Source organism: Flavobacterium okayamense (assembly GCF_019702945.1).
GTDB classification, from domain to species: domain Bacteria; phylum Bacteroidota; class Bacteroidia; order Flavobacteriales; family Flavobacteriaceae; genus Flavobacterium; species Flavobacterium okayamense.
The window spans coordinates 2,613,738-2,631,087 of sequence record NZ_AP024749.1; the positions used below are offsets into that span (position 1 = coordinate 2,613,738).

Here is a 17,350-nt window from a genome sequence, read left to right on the forward strand (position 1 = left end):
CTAATTAAGATAAAGCTGCTTTAACTTGATCTGCTGCTTCTTGGAATTGAACCGCTGATAAAATTGGCATTCCAGAATTATCGATTAATTCTTTTGCAATTTCAGCATTAGTTCCTTGTAAACGTACGATGATTGGCACATTAATAGCATCTCCCATGTTTTTGTAAGCATCTACAACTCCTTGCGCAACACGGTCACAACGTACAATACCACCAAAAATGTTAATTAAGATAGCTTTTACATTTGGATCTTTTAAGATAATACGGAAAGCTGTTTCAACACGTTTTGCATCTGCAGTTCCTCCTACGTCTAAAAAGTTTGCTGGTTCAAAACCTGCATACTTAATTAAATCCATAGTTGCCATTGCAAGACCAGCACCATTTACCATACATCCTACAGTACCATCTAAATCTACATAGTTTAATCCAACTTCTTTAGCTTCAACTTCAATTGGATTTTCTTCACGAACATCACGCATTTCAGCTAAATTTGGGTGACGGAATAATGCATTGTCATCTAAAACAACTTTTGCATCAACTGCCATTATTTTATTATCTGAAGTTTTTAAAACTGGATTAATTTCAAACATTGAAGAATCTGAACCAATATAAGCTTTGTATAAAGCATCAACGAATTTTACCATTTCTTTAAAAGCATTTCCTTCACAACCTAAGTTGAAAGCAATTCTTCTTGCTTGGAAACCTTGTAAACCAACAGCTGGGTCAATTTCTTCTGTAAAAATTAAATGTGGAGTATGTTCTGCTACTTCTTCGATATCCATTCCACCTTCAGTAGAATACATAATCATATTTCTACCTTTTCCACGGTTTAATAAAACCGACATGTAGAACTCTTTAGTTTCACTTTCACCTGGATAATAAACATCCTCAGCTACTAATACTTTATGAACTTTTTTACCTGTTGGAGGTGTTTGAGGCGTAATTAAATCCATTCCGATAATTTGCCCAGCAATTTCCTTAACTTGATCTAAATTTTTAGCCAATTTAACTCCACCACCTTTTCCACGACCACCAGCGTGAATTTGAGCCTTAATAACATGCCAACCCGTTCCCGTTTCAGCTGTTAATTGTTTTGCTTTTTCTACTGCTTCTTCAGCATTGTTAGCTACATGTCCGCGTTGTACTCGAACTCCATAACTAGCTAATATTTCTTTACCTTGATATTCGTGTAAGTTCATAATTGTGTTATTATACAAATTTTAAGTGCCACAAAAATAACAAACAAATCTTTAACAGACTAACTTTTTTTGGAGTTAATTTAACACATGATAGCAGGAACAATTATTAAAAAATATAACTATATAATTAATTAAATAAAATTATTAAACAATTAATGATTTAATATAACAATAAGTTAATAATTGTTTTAAAATGTTATTTTTTATGTTTATATGTTTTTCCTTTATTTATTTGCAAAAAAATTAATCATGAATAATTCAGAACTTTTAAAAATTGTAGAAGAATTTGGTAGTCCCGTTTATGTGTATAATGCTGAAAAAATTGAGCAGCAATATAATAGACTAACAAAAGCTTTTTCAAAAGTAGAACAATTTAAGATACATTATGCAGTTAAAGCATTATCAAATATTTCTGTATTAAAGGTTTTAAAACGTTTAGGTTCTGGTTTAGATACAGTTTCAATTGAAGAAGTTCAACTAGGATTGTATGCAGGTTTTGATCCTTCAGAAATAATGTATACCCCAAATGGTGTTTCGTTAGAGGAAATAGAAACCGTTGCCGCTTTAGGTGTAAAAATAAACATTGATAATTTATCTATTTTAGAACAATTTGGTGCTAAACATCCAAACATACCTGTATGTGTTCGAATAAATCCGCACGTTATGGCTGGTGGAAATGCGAATATATCTGTTGGGCATATCGATAGTAAATTCGGGATTTCTATTCATCAGTTACCACATTTATTGCGAATTGTTGAAAACACAAAAATGCATATCAATGGTATTCACATGCATACTGGTTCTGACATTTTAGATGTTGATGTTTTCTTGTATGCTGCAGAAATTCTATTTGACACCGCAAAGCATTTTACTGATTTAGAATTTATAGATTTTGGTAGCGGATTTAAAGTTCCTTACAAAAAAGGTGATATTGAAACGAATGTTGAAGAATTTGGTAAAAAGCTAACAAAACGCTTTTTAGCCTTTGAAAAAGAATATGGAAAACCATTAACATTAGCTTTTGAACCGGGTAAATTTTTAGTAAGTGAAGCTGGATATTTTTTAGCAAAAGTGAATGTTGTTAAGCAAACAACCTCGACCGTATTTGCTGGAATTGATAGCGGTTTTAATCATTTAATTCGACCAATGTTGTATGGTTCACAACATCATATTGAAAACATAAGTAATCCGAAAGGAAAAGAGCGTTTTTATTCGGTTGTAGGATATATATGCGAAACCGATACGTTTGCTTCTAATAGAAGAATTACTGAAATTACGGAAGGAGATATTTTATGTTTCCATAATGCTGGAGCGTATTGCTTTTCAATGTCATCTAATTATAATTCGCGGGTAAAACCTGCGGAAGTTTTATGGTTAGACGGAAAAGCACATTTAATTAGAAAAAGAGAAACTTTTGACGATATTTTAAAAAATCAAATCGAAGTAGCTTCCTTACAGGAAAGTGTTTTAGTTTAAATGATTGGTTAAATAAAAAGCCCTTAGTTAAGGGCTTTTTTTACTTACTCTATCTTCTGGCCCAATTAAAATATCGTCAACTAATTGTCCATGAACATTTATTATTCCAATATAATTATTGACTTTTAAAACCTGAAAACTTAATGTTTCAACATCAGAATTATTCTTAAAATGAATAACAGCAATAAAAATTTTTACGTTTTCAATGGAATAAACTTCTTTTAAAAAAAAATTACGATCTATTAAATCTACTTTATTAGTTTTAATTTTTTTAAGCTTAAAAGTAGTTTCATCTATTTGCTTTTTAAATTCATTTATTTCATTTTTTAAATTCTTGTCTGAAATATTATTCAAACTGTCAGATATAAATATATATGATGTAACATCATTTGCTCCTTGAATAATTTCAGAAACTTTATTTTCAATAATATCCTTTAAAGAATTTTGAGCATAAAATGTACTAAATGAAAAAAGAAAAATAAATATAAACTTCATACAATTATTTTAAAACCTCCTCTAAAACTTCTGCTTCTGTACTATTAGGTAAGGTAATTTTCAATTTTAATGCAATTGTTGGTGCAATTTCTGTAATTACATGCTTATTGTAATTTTCTCCTTTAGGAATATTCCAACCGTACCAAAGCAAAGGAACATGTGTATCATAGGTATATAAAGAACCATGTGATGTTCCAGTTGTTGAATATTCTATATAGGCAGGCTTGAAAACATAAACTAACTCGCCATTTTGCGTAGGATCGTATCCTTTTGCTATAGCGTTTAGGAAATAATCAGTTCCCGAATTTTCTAAAATATCTTCTTCAGAATATACTTTTTTAATGAACTTCTGTTCGTATAAAAATGCTCTAAAAGTTTCAATTACATCTTCTAATTCTAAATTTTGTTCTTCAATTAATTTTTTATTCAAAAACAAATTAAAGTTAGAATTGTTCAAAACTACGTCTACACCAAATTTATCTTCAGAAAATTTTCGCAACGTATTGTCAAAATTCTTCGAAACAATATTATCGACATCGTATTTGTTATCTTTCAAATATGTTACATTTTCAGCACCAGCATGATCTGCAGTAAGGAAGACTAGATAGTTGTTTTTACCAACTTTTTTATCCAAATAATTCAATAAATCGGCAATGGTTTCGTCCAAGCGTAAATAAGCATCTTGTAATTCAATAGAACGTGGTCCAAGTACATGACCAATATAATCAGTTGAAGAAAAACTTAAGGCTAGAAAATCTGTTATTGCATCATGCCCCAATTGTTCTTTTTCAATAGCAACTTTAGCAAAATCGGCAATTAAATTATTTCCAAAAGGAGTCGAACGTAAAATTCCAGCATTATTACTTTCATACATTTCCTTTAAATTGTATGGAAAAAAAGGTGCTTTCTTAAATAGTTTTCCTTCGTAAGGATTGTTATCAGTTAAACTCTCGTTATATGTTTCTTTAGGTTTAAATAACTCCCATTTTTGATTGGCATATTTTTCAAAATGCTTTTCATTGTTAAATTGAGAAACCCAACTTGGTAATTCTTTCCCGTAAAAAGTACTTGAAATGAAACTTCCCGTTTTACTAAACCAAAAAGCCCAATCCGCAAAATGTCCAGCTGGTAATATTGCACCTCTATCTTTTATACTTATTCCAATTACTTTTCCTTTAAAATTTGTTGCCAATTTTAGTTCATCAGTAATGGTTGAGCTTTGTAAGTTTGATGGCGACATTTTACCTTCACTTTCTGTACCATCACCAATTGTGGTTACCGAATTATCATCGGTACAATACATTTCCTTACCTGTAGCTTTGTTGTACCATTCGTTTCCAACAATTCCGTGAAAAGCCGGCGTTGTTCCAGTATAAATAGAAGCATGTCCTGGCGCAGTATATGTTGGCAAATAATTATAATGCATGTTATGATAAGCATAACCATCTCGCATTAATCTTTTAAAACCATTTTCAGAAAAATCGTTTGAAAAACGGTATAGATATTCCATTTTCATTTGGTCAACAACGATACCTACTACAAGTTTTGGTCGTTCTTGAGCAAATGATAATGTTTGTATAGCAAGCAAACTGGCTAAAAGAAGTTTTTTCATAGTATCTATTTATTTTTAAAACTTGTAATCAAAAAGTATATTGAAACTATAAATGAAGGAATAAACATTAACAATAAAGTAAACAATGCTAAAGTAGATTCTTCAAAACCATAAAATCTCATTAATACAAAAGGTAAAAATAAGCAGAAAAAACTTCCTACTATTAATGAAAAAATACTTAATAGTTTTGAAAATCTATATATAATAAAATCTGATAATCCATATTTTCTAAAATATAGACCAAATAAAGAATTCCCAACAAATATTATGAAAGTTAAAAAATGAGAAATCTCAAATTTTTCTGTAAAAATTATAATCACTGACACAAATGACATTATCGAAAATAATATCAAAGTATACCAAGCAAATATCCTAATAATCTTTTCTTTCAAAATGACAAGTTATCCCTTATAACTTTTTACTTTTTACTTTTTACTTAATTAGTTTCTTCTATAATATCATAACAGAAAATAATATCAGTAAAATAGATGTATAATTGCGTTTTATTCTTTTCGTTTTTACGAACTATGAAAGAAAGCTTCGCTTGTTCGCCAAACTGATTTTTACATAGAAACGAGTTGATTTCATCTACTTCTGTAACTTCTTTAGGCAATGATTCAATAATTTTATAATGTTGGATTTCTCGAGAATAAACAACAATTCTATTTTTATCAAAATCTAATGTTACAAATAATTGCGTTTCTAAAGGTTCTGACCATTTTCCCCATTCGTTAAATTTTCCTCCTCTTTCTAAAACAGTTAGCGAAGTTGTTTTAAACTTAAATTGTTGCGCAAAAGCACTAGCCGAAGCTATTAAAAATAAAAAAACAAAATATCTTAAAATTCTCATTTTGTATCTATTAAAATTCAATTGAACTCATTTCTTTTTTAGCGTGTTCAAACTCGCTAATAACATTTTTAACTATTTCCTCAACTGGCAAAATATCATGAATTAATCCTGCAATTTGACCTATTTCTAATTCGCCTTCTACTAAATCGCCTTCAAACATTCCTCGTTTTGCTCTTGCTCTACCTAACAGTTCTTTCAAATCGTCTGGTGTTGGACATTTTGCATATAACTCTTGAACGTCGTTAAAAAATTTATTTTTTATTAATCGTACGGGTGCAAGTTCCTTCAAAGTTAACATGGTATCACCTTCATTCGTTTCCACAATAGTTGTTTTAAAATTATCATGCGCACTAGATTCGGTTGAAGCAGCAAAACGACTTCCCATTTGAACACCATCAGCTCCTAATGTCAATGCAGCTAACATTCCTCTACCAGTAGCAATACCACCAGCAGCAATTAAAGGAATCGTAACTTGTTCTTTAACCATTGGAATTAATGTTAAAGTTGTAGTTTCATCTCGACCGTTATGCCCGCCAGCTTCAAAACCTTCGGCTACGATTGCATCTACTCCAGCTTCTTGCGCTTTTAAAGCAAATTTTGTACTACTTACTACATGAACAACAGTCATGCCATTTTCTTTTAAGAAAGGCGTCCACGTTTTTGGATTACCTGCCGAAGTAAAAACCATCTTCACTTCTTCTTCTTTAAGGATTTGCATGATTTCTTCAATGTTAGGATATAACATTGGAACATTTACACCAAACGGTTTATCGGTAGCTTTTTTACATTTTTGAATATGCTCACGTAAAACATCAGGATACATAGAACCTGCACCAATTAAACCTAGTCCACCAGCATTACTAACTGCACTTGCCAATTTGTATCCGCTATTCCAAATCATTCCACCTTGAATGATCGGATATTTTATATTAAAAAGTTGTGTAATTCGATTCATTATCTTTTAATCAATTTCCCTCGCAATTTACTATTATTCGAAGAAAAATCATAGAAGTAAACGCCAGAATTCAAAACACTAACATCAATTGAATTTTGATTATTTAACAAATCAAAACTTAAAACATTCTGACCTAATTGATTATAAATTCTAATTGAAGCGTTTTGCAATTGAACACCTTCAATTGTTAATATTGAACTAACTGGATTTGGATAAATTGAGACCTGATTTGTAGAAAAACTTTCCGTATTCAATGCATTTGTTAATGCCAATTGAAAATCAGGAACACCATAACCTTTATAAATATCGGGAGTATTGTATTGATCAGCTGATTCTTTTACATATTGAATTACTTGTGATGCCGATAAATTTGGTACCGCTGACCAAAATGTTGCGACCATTCCTGCTAATATAGGACTAGAAAAGGAAGTTCCACTAGCAGTTGTAATTGCACCTGAAGTATTACTGATTGTTGCACCTAAACCTTTTGCACAAACATCGGGCTTTATTCTTCCATCTGCTGTATTTCCAATAGAACTAAATGACACGTAGGCTTCTACATTATTAACCGCTCCGATTGTCAAAATATTATCTGCATCGGCAGGAATTCCAATGTGTGGTTCAGTATTATTCCCTTCATTCCCCGCACTAATTACGCAAACAATTCCTTTTTGAAATGCCATTGAAGCACCACGAGAGGCAAATCCTATTTGTCCGTTTCTTTGTGCATATGAGTATGAATAATTGGGATTATCATAAGCGCCATATCCTAATGAAGAATTAATAACATCAACACCTAAACTATCAGCCAATTCAGCAGCTTCCACCCAATAAGATTCTTCAACAGGATTCTCAGAATTTATATCCTCAGTAATAAATAAATAATATTGAGCATCTGGTGCAGTTCCGACTAATTGTCCGTCAACATAACCTCCCATTGTTGATAAAACCATAGTTCCATGATTATGACGCATGTAAAAATTTGCATTTCCATCTGGAAAATTATATCCTCCTAAAATTAAATTATTATCATGCAATCGTTGAAAAGGAGTTGCCGTATCAACACCTGTAAAACCTGAATCTAAAACTGCAATAATTTTTCCTTGTCCCGTATGATCTTGTTGGTGTAGTAAATGTCCATTCAACATCTGAATTTGATTGTCTGAATTCCCATAATTGAAATTTACTTGTACATCAAATTTATCGTTCGTATCGCTTGATTTACTTTCTGAAATTGGCGTAGTAATTGGATTCCCACTTCTTAAATTCAGGGAATGATTTGCATAGTAAACATAATCTACAAAAGCTAAGTTTTCTAATGCTTGAATATTCGTTAAACTTCCTCTAACATGTAAAGCATTCATCCATTTTGATTTAGCCATAACCGTAATTCCAGTTGCATTTTCAATTTGGGTAATGTAATTAGGATAAACAGGAACGTCTGTATTATCTAAAGAAATTCCTTGAACTGTTCTTCTATCTAATGCTCTTTGGGATAACATTTCCAAAGGATTTGCTAAATAATATGCTGCATCAGGCTTATCAGTTAAATAAACCCACGCATCTTCTTGCGCATGAATTATAATTGAGAAGAATATAATAAATATGGAAAGTAATTTTCTATTCATTTCTGGTAAATATTTGGTAACCAAATATATAAAATATATTCTTTACTGAATAGTAAAATAAATGAAAACAGAATAGGCTAAAACTAAAAGAATACCTTCTTTAAAAGATAAATTATTCCTTTTAGGAAGAAAAACCAATGGTAAAAGAATGAAAGAAAATGCTAAAAGCCAATAAATGTCGAAAGTCATTATTTTTTGATCAACATTTTCAATAGGTTTTAGAATTGCCGTAAAACCAAGTACACTCAAAATATTAAAAATATTTGATCCTATAATGTTACCAATAGAAATATCACTTTCTTTCTTAATAGCAGCAATCACTGATGAAGCGAGTTCTGGTACACTTGTTCCTATAGAAACAACAGTTATAGCGATTACTCGCTTACTTACTCCAAGGCCTTCAGCCAAACTTACAGCACCATCAACTAATAACTCAGAACCTAACCAAAGTGCAAAACCACCAACTGCAAGAAAACCGAATATTTTAAAATATGACATTTCGGTTTCGGTATCTTCATCAAGTTCAATTTCAACTTTTTTATTTTGCCTTATCAAAACAACCAAGAAAGCCACAAGCAATAGAACAAATATAAAGCCTTCAATTCGACTTAACTTTCCATCGATTATTAAGAAAAAAAACAATAATACCGAAGCTAACATTTTCATTGGCCAATCGGTTTTATAGAAATTAGTTTCTACATTAATTGCATTGATTAGTAAAACAATACCAAGGACTAATCCAACATTTCCAATATTTGACCCAACAACATTTCCTACAGCTATATCAGGAAAACCATCTAAGGCAGCTTTTATACTAACAATCATTTCAGGTGCTGATGTAGCAAATGAAACAATAGTTAAACCTACAATTATCTTAGATATATTTAATCGTAAGGATAAACCTACTGATGATTTTAACAGCCAATTACCACCAACAACAAGTAGCAATAAACCGAGAATGATATAGAGAAGATTCATAAAATATATTTCTGCTAATATAATTTATTATTTACTTTTTAATCTAATAAATAAATTATAAAAAAACAAACTTATAACAGCCAAGAACAAGCCTTGAAAAAAAAACATACTTGTACTATACATAAAACCAAAATTATATTTTGACCAACTAGAAGGTAAATAATCTCTATGAAAACTAGAAAGTATAATTACATATCTCTCAAAATAGAATCCAATTTTAATACAAAAAGCCACAATTAATACGTACCAAAATTTATTTCTTAATTTTTTAAAAAGTAAAGTATATGGTAAAATTGTTGCACAAATAAACATTAACCAATATGACCACCAATATGGTCCAGTTGCTCTATTATAAATAGCAACATTCTCATAGTTTACAAAAGCTTCAATCAAAAAACGTATCAAAATAGTTAGACTGTAAAAAATAATAATCCAACCAACAACATTTAATATCTTTCTAGAATGAAATTTCTCTTTAAAAATTGAATTTATAGTCCAAAGCATAAAAATCATTGGCAATAAACACAAAATTATATTTGTGTCTATAATATCAATAATTCTATCAAAAAGCTCCATAAATTAAGAAATCACACCACTACCAAGAATCTCTTCACCACTATGCCAAGCTACAAATTGCCCTTCTGTAATTGCCGATTGTGGTTCATCGAACTCAACGTACAAACCATTTTCAAATTGATACAATTTAGCTTTTTGCAACGGTTGTCGATAACGAATACGAGCCATTACTTCCATTGTTTCATTTGGTTGCAAGACTAAGTCTTCACGAACCCAATGTACTTCATCTTGTTTAATAAATAAAGCTTTTTTAAACAATCCAGGATGATTATTTCCTTGACCTGTGTAAATAATGTTTTTTTCGACATCAGTTTCAATTACGTACAAACCTTCTTTGGTTCCTCCAACATTCAAGCCTTTGCGTTGTCCTTTTGTGAAATAATGAGCTCCTTGGTGTTTTCCTAAAACCTTACCTGGAACTTTCAAATAATCAATGTTTGCAGACAAAAAAGCTAATTCTTGTTGTTTATTTTCAAACGAAGGAATTTGATTTTGATAAATAGCAGCATCAGCTGGAATTTCAATAATAACGCCTTCTTTTGGTTGTAATTTTTGTTGTAGAAACTCTGGCAAACGAACTTTTCCTATGAAACACAAACCTTGAGAATCTTTCTTCTCAGCAGTGATTAAATCGAGTTTCGTAGCAATTTCGCGAACTTCTGGTTTTGTTAATTCACCAATAGGAAATAAGGCTTTAGACAACTGCTCTTGTGACAATTGACATAAGAAATACGATTGATCTTTATTTCCATCCTTACCAGCCAGCAATTGATAAATTTCATTGCCATCTTTCTCTATCGTTCCTTTGCGACAATAATGTCCGGTTGCAACATAATCAGCACCTAATGACAATGCGATTTTCATGAAAACATCAAATTTGATTTCACGATTACACAATACATCAGGATTTGGCGTACGACCTTGTTCGTACTCGTTGAACATGTAATCAACGATACGGTCTTTATATTGTTCAGATAAATCTACGGTTTGAAAAGGAATTCCAAGTTTTTCGGCCACAAGAAGCGCATCATTACTATCTTCTAACCAAGGACACTCATTTGAAATTGTAACTGAATCATCGTGCCAATTTTTCATAAAAAGTCCGATAACTTCGTACCCTTGCTCTTTTAACAAATAAGCAGCTACACTTGAATCTACTCCACCAGAAAGTCCAACGACTACTCTTTTCATTTGCTTATTTTTTATTTTTTTCTTCTTTTAATTCTTCTTTGTATTCAAGTTCGTTAGGATTATCTAACTTAAATGTTTTTCCAGAAAACTCAGCAGCTGATTCTTTTTTAACCAACTTACCATTTTCATAAGTTTCCCAAGTTCCTGATTTTTTATTCTTTTTATACTGACCTTTTATTAACATGTTTCCTTCTCCATCATAAAAAATAGCAGTTCCATGCAATTCACCATTTTTGAAATTAGACTCCTCAATTGGCTTTCCATTTTCAGCATACTTAATATACTTCCCCTCCAGTAAATTATTTTTGTAGTACGATTTTTCAGCTAATTGACCGTTTGTATAATAAACATTTTTCTCACCATCAAGCTTTCCTCGTTTGTAGTTTTCTAAATTCATAATTTTATCACTTCTATAATGATAATATTTCCATAGTCCTTCAGGTTGCTTATTTACTAAGTCACCTTCACTAACTTTAAATTTACCATTATAAAAAACAGTGTAACAACTTCCATCACCTTTTGAAAAGTCACGAGTAGCCATTAACTGTTTGTTTTTAGAATCGGCATAAAACTTAAACAAACCAACTTCTTTTCCGTGTTCAAAAGTTCCTTCATAACGAAGATTCTTTGATTTTTCATAGTTTCCTTTCCATAATCCATGACGCTTACCTTCTTTATCAAATTCATTTTCTTGGGCAATGCCAATTGAAGAAGTTACTATTAAAATTAATATTAGTTTTATTTTGCTTAACATTTGTTTATTCAATATTTTAATTTATAAGACTTTAGTAATCTGACAGTTAAACAAACTATTAATTTAAGTTAAAAACATTCTAACTCTTTTATTTTGTTTAATTGTTTTATAATTTTGATTAAACAAAAAAATCAATAGTTATGAAAAACTCCACAAAATTAATGAAATTAATGTTATTGGTAGCAATACCATTAACATTGTTGTCATGTTCTGATGATGATTCAAACAACATGCCAGAAAATAATAGCATTGCTGCTATTGCTTCTAGAGCCCCACAATTCACAATTTTAGTTGACGCATTAGAAAAAGCCGACTTAGTAACTACTTTAGATGGTTCAGGTTCATTTACTGTATTTGCTCCAACAAATACTGCATTTACTAACTTTTTAGCAGACAACGGATTTAATTCATTAGATGATGTACCTGTTGCAACTTTAAGAGAAATTCTTTTAAATCATGTTGTTGAAGGAACTAACCTTTCTTCAAATTTATCTACAGGATATGTAAAGACTTTAGGAAAAGGTGCTGCTTCTGCTACAAACACATTAAGTATGTATATTAATGTTTCTTCAACTGTAATGCTTAATGGTGTTTCTACAGTAACAACACCTAATATTATGGCAGACAATGGTGTAATCCATGAAGTAAATGCAGTTATTGGCTTACCAACAGTAGTAACACATGCAACTGCAAATTCAAACTTTTCTACACTTGTAACTGCTTTAACAAGAAATGACCAACCAGATTTTGTTGGAATTTTATCTGGTACAACAAATTCACCGTTCACTGTTTTTGCCCCAACAAATTTAGCTTTTGGTGATCTATTAACAGAATTAAACGCTACATCGTTAAATGATATTGACCAACCTACTTTAGAGAACACACTAAAATATCATGTTGTAGCTGGTGGAAACGTTCTTTCCACTGATTTAACTAATAATATGATGGTTACAACTTTTCAAGGACAAGATTTTACTATCGGATTAACTGGAGGAGCAAAAATTACAGACGCTCAAAATCGTGTTAGTAATATAGTTGCAACAGATGTTCAATGTGCAAATGGAGTAATCCATGTTATTGATAAAGTTATTTTACCAACATTTAATTAATCCTTACCTATACTTTTACTCAAAAATTGCTAGAGAAACTCCGTTTTCAACGGAGTTTTTTTTTATTTCCCTAAATCTTCTGCTCTTTTATTAGCCTCTTTAATTGCTTTTTCAATATTTTCAAATACTTTTTCATTTGCAAATACATCTAAAGCAGCTTCTGTTGTGCCTCCTTTGGAAGTTACTTTATTAATCCAATCTTCATGACTTAAGTTACTTCTACTTTGCAACTGAACAGCACCTAAATAGGTATTATTAACTAAAAAAGTAGCTTCTGAATTTGAAAATCCTAAATTTTCAGCTGCCTTAATCATAGCATCCATAAAGTAATAAACATAAGCGGGTCCACTTCCTGAAATTGCTGTTGCAGGGTTTAACATTTTTTCATCAGAAACATACAATGATTTTCCTGTTGTATTAATTAAATTTTGAATGATAAATAATTCTTTTCTATCAATTTCTTGAGAAGCACTAAAAACTGTAATTCCTTGTCCAATCTGTGTTGGAATATTTGGCATTGAACGAACTACTTTTTCAACGTTTAATTCGTTTTGAATTCTCTCAATAGAAATACCTGCCATAACGGAAAGGAACAAATGCTCTTCATTTAAAAAAGGCTTAATTTGATGAGACATTACCATGAAATCTTGGGGTTTTACAGCTAGAATAATAATATCTACTTCAAATAATGCCTGAGTTGATTTAATTGTGAAATTTTCTTTAGGAATTGAAGCACGTTTCGTTTTTTCAACTTCACTTCTATTTAAAACAAAAATGTCATTAGAATTTACAAATCCAGAGCCTATAAAACTATTCGCATAGGTTTGCCCCATATTACCAAAACCAATAATTAATACTTTCATAAAATATAGTAAAAAAAAGAAACCCTGCCAAAAGCAGGGTTTCTATCTGTAATTATTTCTTATTTTTTTGTTGCGCTTCAGCTTGTTCCATCATTTCGCGCATTTTCTTTTGGAATTTACTTTCCTTTTTTTGTTTTCCTTTATTTTCTTGAATTTTAGCATGAATCTTATCATTATCAATGATATAGTTTTTGATTACAAACATAATTCCAATGGTAATTAAGTTCGAGATAAAGTAATATAATGATAATCCAGAAGCATAATTATTAAAGAAGAATAACATCATTAATGGAGAAATATACAACATCATCTTCATGATTTTACTCATATCTGGCATACCTTCTTGTTGAGGCGCTGCCATTTGTTGATCTCCTGTTGTCATTCTCATATAAAAGAATATTGCGACTGATGCTAAAATTGGAAACAAACTTACGTGATCACCATAAAATGGAATTTTAAATGGTAATTGGAAAACCGCATCATACGAAGATAAATCATCTGCCCAAAGGAAGCTTTTTTGACGTAAATCGAACATCGATGGGAAGAATTGGAACAATGCATAGAAAACAGGTATTTGCATTACTGCTGGAATACAACCTGCCATAGGACTTACACCAGCTTTCGAATATAGCGCCATTGTTTCTTGCTGGCGCTTCATTGCATTATCTTTATATTTATCGTTTATTTCTTGAATTTCAGGACGAATTACTTTCATCTTTGCTTGAGACAAATATGATTTATAGGTAATTGGCGACATTACAATTCTTACTAAAATTGTAAAAACAATAATTGCAATTCCGTAACCTATTCCTAACGATGTAATAAATCCGAATGCTGGAATAAAAATGTAACGGTTAATCCAACCGAAAATTCCCCAACCTAATGGCATTACCTCGTCTAAGTTTCTATCGTAATCATTTAAGATTTGATATTTAGCTGGTCCATAATACCAATTCATATTATAATTTACTGCACCATTTTTAAATTCTAAAGGCAATTTTGCAGTGAAGTTTTTAGTATAAACAGTATCTACATCTTCATTTGCTACTAAATTTTCAGATTTAAATTCAGCTGTTTTAAAAGGCGTATCCGTTAATAAAATTGATGTAAAATGATGTTGTTTGAAAGCAACATAAGTAACTTCCTCAGCTGTTGTTTGAGCTAATTCTTTTTGTGCGTTTAAATAGTCATCTTTACCTTCTTCATATTCATAAACCAATTCAGTATATCTATTTTCATAAGAAATACTTTTTTCATTGCGATATGTTTTTAATTGCCATTCTAAATCTAATGGTTTTGAAGTATTTACAACATTTTCTAAACCTTGTGAACGAATACTAAAATCTAGCATATATTCTCCTGGTTTCAACACATAACGATACTCTAAAAACTGATTCGGTCCAGCTTTTAATTGCATTGTTAGCACTTGATTTTCTCCTTCTGTTGAATATTTTGGTTCGAAGAATAAATCTTTCGTATGTAACGTTCTATTGTCGTTAGTATTTAATGTAATGTCGAAATTAGCATTATTATCATTTATAATTTTTACTAATTCGCCAGAGTTCTTCTCAAACTTTTCAAAACCTAAAACAGTAGCTTCGGTAATATAACCACCTTTATTAGCAATTTTTAATGCTAAAACGTCGTTTTTAATTTCAGTTACATTTTCATTTGCAGAAGGTAATGAAGCCGAATAAGCAAATGAACCTAAAGCTTGTTGTGCTTTTGCAATACTTAAAGAATCTGTTAGTGTCGCAACTTCAGGAGTAGCTTGAGTATTTTCTACTACTTTATTTTGTTCAACTTGCTCTTTCTTCTCTTGTTCTTTTAATTCTTCAGGTGATGGTGTATTTGTATACATCATCCACATTAAAAGACCTGAAATTAAAACAAAACCAACAATGGTTTTTACGTCTAGCTTTTTTTCTTCCATTTATGTTTAAGTCTAAAGTCTATAGTTGAAAGTCTAAAGTTTTTTTAGATTCAACTAAAACTGTTTATTTATTTTTATGTTCGACAGCTGCTTTTACCAAACTCACAAAAAGTGGATGTGGATTTGCTACTGTACTTTTATATTCTGGATGGTACTGAACTCCAATAAAAAATGGATGGTTTTCAATTTCTACAACTTCTACTAAACCTGTATCAGGATTAACTCCAGAAGCTTTTAAACCCGCATTTTCTAATTCGTTCAAATACTTACCGTTAAATTCATAACGATGACGATGGCGTTCCATAATTTCTGACTTTCCATAAATCTTGTTAGCCAACGAATTTTCTTTTAAACTACATTTCCATGCACCTAAACGCATAGTTCCACCTTTATTCTCAATATTCTTTTGCTCTTCCATTAAGTTAATTACTGGATGCGCTGTATTTTCATTCATTTCAATTGAGTTCGCATCTTTGTAACCTAAAACATTACGCGAATACTCAATAACTGCCATTTGCATTCCTAAACAAATACCTAAAAACGGAATATTGTTTTCTCTTGCATAACGAACCGTGTCTATTTTCCCTTCAATTCCACGACTTCCAAATCCAGGAGCAACTAATATACCATCTAATCCTTTTAAGTGTTTTTCTGCCGAATTGTCATCTAAATGCTCAGAATGGATGGAAACAACGTTCACTTTTGTCTCATTTGCAGCTCCAGCATGAATAAATGCCTCTAAAATTGATTTGTATGAATCTTGCAATTCAACATACTTACCAACTAAACCAATTCTTACTTCGTGCTTAGGATTTTTCAGTTTGTGTAAGAACTCATTCCATTGTTTTAAATCTGGAGATTGTTTTTCTGGTAACCCTAATTTTTTTAAGGCTACTTTATCTAAACCTTCTTCCAACATTAAATTTGGAACATCATATATTGTTGAAGCATCAATAGATTGAATTACTGCTTCTTTTTTAACATTACAGAACAACGCTAACTTTTGACGTAAATCTTCTGATAATTCGTGCTCAGTTCGACACACTAAAATATCAGCTTTAATTCCACTTTCCATTAAGGTTTTAACCGAGTGTTGCGTTGGTTTTGTTTTTAACTCACCTGCTGCCGCTAAATAAGGAACTAAAGTTAAATGAATACAAATTCCGTTTTCTTCACCTAATTCCCATAGTAATTGACGAACCGATTCTATATAAGGTAACGATTCAATATCACCAACCGTTCCACCAATTTCAGTAATTACGATATCGTAATCTCCTGATTGACCTAACAACTGCATGCGTTGCTTGATTTCGTTAGTAATATGAGGAACAACTTGAACTGTTTTTCCTAAAAACTCACCACGTCTTTCTTTTTCAATAACCGATAAGTATACTCTTCCTGTTGTTACGTTATTCGCTTGCGATGTAGGAACGTTTAAGAAACGCTCGTAGTGACCTAAATCCAAATCCGTTTCGGCGCCATCATCGGTTACATAACATTCTCCATGTTCGTATGGATTTAATGTTCCTGGATCGACATTAATGTAAGGATCGAACTTTTGAATGGTTGTTCGATAACCTCTAGCTTGTAACAATTTTGCTAAAGAAGCTGCAATAATTCCTTTTCCTAAAGAAGAAGTTACACCTCCTGTAACGAAAATATACTTTGTTTGATTCATTGTATTGTGTGTTGTTGCGTTGTTGTAGTTAAAAACGGGGCAAAGATAATACTA

Annotated in this window: 15 protein-coding genes; 2 read left to right on the top strand and 13 right to left on the bottom strand. The window is 31.1% G+C overall.

Translation table 11 applies throughout. From position 1 onward, the window contains the following. Positions 1-4: 4 nt before the first annotated feature. A complete protein-coding gene (gene sucC / locus KK2020170_RS12265) occupies positions 5-1,198 on the bottom strand; it encodes an ADP-forming succinate--CoA ligase subunit beta (RefSeq protein WP_221258611.1) in 1,194 nt (397 codons plus the stop codon). 249 nt (positions 1,199-1,447) lie between these two features. Between sucC and lysA the strand changes: the two genes are divergently transcribed. Continuing rightward, positions 1,448-2,674 (top strand): diaminopimelate decarboxylase, encoded by a 1,227-nt coding sequence (gene lysA / locus KK2020170_RS12270; protein WP_221258612.1) that lies wholly within the window; start codon positions 1,448-1,450, stop codon positions 2,672-2,674. A 27-nt stretch (positions 2,675-2,701) separates the two neighbouring features. Here the strand turns inward: lysA and KK2020170_RS12275 are convergent, their stop codons facing one another. The 9 genes from KK2020170_RS12275 to KK2020170_RS12315 form a co-directional block, all read right to left on the bottom strand. Then, positions 2,702-3,169: a hypothetical protein gene (locus KK2020170_RS12275; protein WP_221258613.1), complete on the bottom strand. Its 468-nt coding sequence runs from the start codon at positions 3,167-3,169 to the stop codon at positions 2,702-2,704. A 4-nt stretch (positions 3,170-3,173) separates the two neighbouring features. Next, positions 3,174-4,781: an alkaline phosphatase PafA gene (gene pafA / locus KK2020170_RS12280; protein WP_221258614.1), complete on the bottom strand. Its 1,608-nt coding sequence runs from the start codon at positions 4,779-4,781 to the stop codon at positions 3,174-3,176. Positions 4,782-5,217: 436 nt separating this feature from the next. Further along, positions 5,218-5,631 (bottom strand): hypothetical protein, encoded by a 414-nt coding sequence (locus KK2020170_RS12285; protein ID WP_221258615.1) that lies wholly within the window; start codon positions 5,629-5,631, stop codon positions 5,218-5,220. 10 nt (positions 5,632-5,641) lie between these two features. Continuing rightward, positions 5,642-6,586, bottom strand: coding sequence for an NAD(P)H-dependent flavin oxidoreductase (locus tag KK2020170_RS12290; protein WP_221258616.1), 945 nt, complete (start codon positions 6,584-6,586; stop codon positions 5,642-5,644). Continuing rightward, positions 6,586-8,214 (bottom strand): S8 family serine peptidase, encoded by a 1,629-nt coding sequence (locus KK2020170_RS12295; RefSeq protein WP_221258617.1) that lies wholly within the window; start codon positions 8,212-8,214, stop codon positions 6,586-6,588. The genes KK2020170_RS12290 and KK2020170_RS12295 overlap by 1 nt, the downstream gene beginning before the upstream one ends. A gap of 42 nt (positions 8,215-8,256) precedes the next feature. Next, complete coding sequence (locus KK2020170_RS12300; RefSeq protein ID WP_221258618.1) at positions 8,257-9,192, bottom strand: calcium/sodium antiporter; 936 nt, start codon at positions 9,190-9,192, stop codon at positions 8,257-8,259. Between the two features lie 27 nt (positions 9,193-9,219). Then, positions 9,220-9,768 (bottom strand): hypothetical protein, encoded by a 549-nt coding sequence (locus KK2020170_RS12305; RefSeq protein WP_221258619.1) that lies wholly within the window; start codon positions 9,766-9,768, stop codon positions 9,220-9,222. Positions 9,769-9,771: 3 nt separating this feature from the next. Continuing rightward, positions 9,772-10,959 (bottom strand): tRNA 2-thiouridine(34) synthase MnmA, encoded by a 1,188-nt coding sequence (mnmA, locus tag KK2020170_RS12310; RefSeq protein ID WP_221258620.1) that lies wholly within the window; start codon positions 10,957-10,959, stop codon positions 9,772-9,774. A 4-nt stretch (positions 10,960-10,963) separates the two neighbouring features. After that, entirely contained in the window at positions 10,964-11,713 is a 750-nt protein-coding gene (locus KK2020170_RS12315; protein ID WP_221258621.1) for a toxin-antitoxin system YwqK family antitoxin, read from the bottom strand. Between the two features lie 140 nt (positions 11,714-11,853). On the opposite strand from KK2020170_RS12315, the gene KK2020170_RS12320 reads away from it, so the two are divergent. After that, the gene (locus KK2020170_RS12320) at positions 11,854-12,822 is read left to right on the top strand and encodes a fasciclin domain-containing protein (protein WP_221258622.1); all 969 of its coding nucleotides are present in this window, start codon (positions 11,854-11,856) and stop codon (positions 12,820-12,822) included. A gap of 62 nt (positions 12,823-12,884) precedes the next feature. On the opposite strand, the gene proC is transcribed toward KK2020170_RS12320, so the two are convergent. The 3 genes from proC to pyrG form a co-directional block, all read right to left on the bottom strand. Then, positions 12,885-13,685, bottom strand: coding sequence for a pyrroline-5-carboxylate reductase (gene proC, locus KK2020170_RS12325; RefSeq protein ID WP_221258623.1), 801 nt, complete (start codon positions 13,683-13,685; stop codon positions 12,885-12,887). A gap of 52 nt (positions 13,686-13,737) precedes the next feature. Continuing rightward, the gene (gene yidC, locus KK2020170_RS12330; protein WP_221258624.1) at positions 13,738-15,618 is read right to left on the bottom strand and encodes a membrane protein insertase YidC; all 1,881 of its coding nucleotides are present in this window, start codon (positions 15,616-15,618) and stop codon (positions 13,738-13,740) included. A gap of 64 nt (positions 15,619-15,682) precedes the next feature. Further along, positions 15,683-17,296, bottom strand: a complete 1,614-nt coding sequence (gene pyrG, locus KK2020170_RS12335; protein ID WP_221258625.1) for a CTP synthase — start codon at positions 17,294-17,296, stop codon at positions 15,683-15,685. Positions 17,297-17,350: the final 54 nt, after the last annotated feature.

What these genes read in the sequence shown, in the direction of transcription:
- KK2020170_RS12320 (WP_221258622.1), top strand. Translation starts at nt 11,854, where the DNA reads ATGAAAAACTCCACAAAATTAATGAAATTAATGTTATTGGTAGCAATA.
- lysA (WP_221258612.1), top strand. Translation starts at nt 1,448, where the DNA reads ATGAATAATTCAGAACTTTTAAAAATTGTAGAAGAATTTGGTAGTCCC.
- pyrG (WP_221258625.1), bottom strand. Translation starts at nt 17,296, where the DNA reads ATGAATCAAACAAAGTATATTTTCGTTACAGGAGGTGTAACTTCTTCT.
- KK2020170_RS12305 (WP_221258619.1), bottom strand. Translation starts at nt 9,768, where the DNA reads ATGGAGCTTTTTGATAGAATTATTGATATTATAGACACAAATATAATT.
- KK2020170_RS12275 (WP_221258613.1), bottom strand. Translation starts at nt 3,169, where the DNA reads ATGAAGTTTATATTTATTTTTCTTTTTTCATTTAGTACATTTTATGCT.
- pafA (WP_221258614.1), bottom strand. Translation starts at nt 4,781, where the DNA reads ATGAAAAAACTTCTTTTAGCCAGTTTGCTTGCTATACAAACATTATCA.
- mnmA (WP_221258620.1), bottom strand. Translation starts at nt 10,959, where the DNA reads ATGAAAAGAGTAGTCGTTGGACTTTCTGGTGGAGTAGATTCAAGTGTA.
- KK2020170_RS12290 (WP_221258616.1), bottom strand. Translation starts at nt 6,586, where the DNA reads ATGAATCGAATTACACAACTTTTTAATATAAAATATCCGATCATTCAA.
- sucC (WP_221258611.1), bottom strand. Translation starts at nt 1,198, where the DNA reads ATGAACTTACACGAATATCAAGGTAAAGAAATATTAGCTAGTTATGGA.
- yidC (WP_221258624.1), bottom strand. Translation starts at nt 15,618, where the DNA reads ATGGAAGAAAAAAAGCTAGACGTAAAAACCATTGTTGGTTTTGTTTTA.
- KK2020170_RS12300 (WP_221258618.1), bottom strand. Translation starts at nt 9,192, where the DNA reads ATGAATCTTCTCTATATCATTCTCGGTTTATTGCTACTTGTTGTTGGT.
- proC (WP_221258623.1), bottom strand. Translation starts at nt 13,685, where the DNA reads ATGAAAGTATTAATTATTGGTTTTGGTAATATGGGGCAAACCTATGCG.
- KK2020170_RS12285 (WP_221258615.1), bottom strand. Translation starts at nt 5,631, where the DNA reads ATGAGAATTTTAAGATATTTTGTTTTTTTATTTTTAATAGCTTCGGCT.
- KK2020170_RS12315 (WP_221258621.1), bottom strand. Translation starts at nt 11,713, where the DNA reads ATGTTAAGCAAAATAAAACTAATATTAATTTTAATAGTAACTTCTTCA.
- KK2020170_RS12295 (WP_221258617.1), bottom strand. Translation starts at nt 8,214, where the DNA reads ATGAATAGAAAATTACTTTCCATATTTATTATATTCTTCTCAATTATA.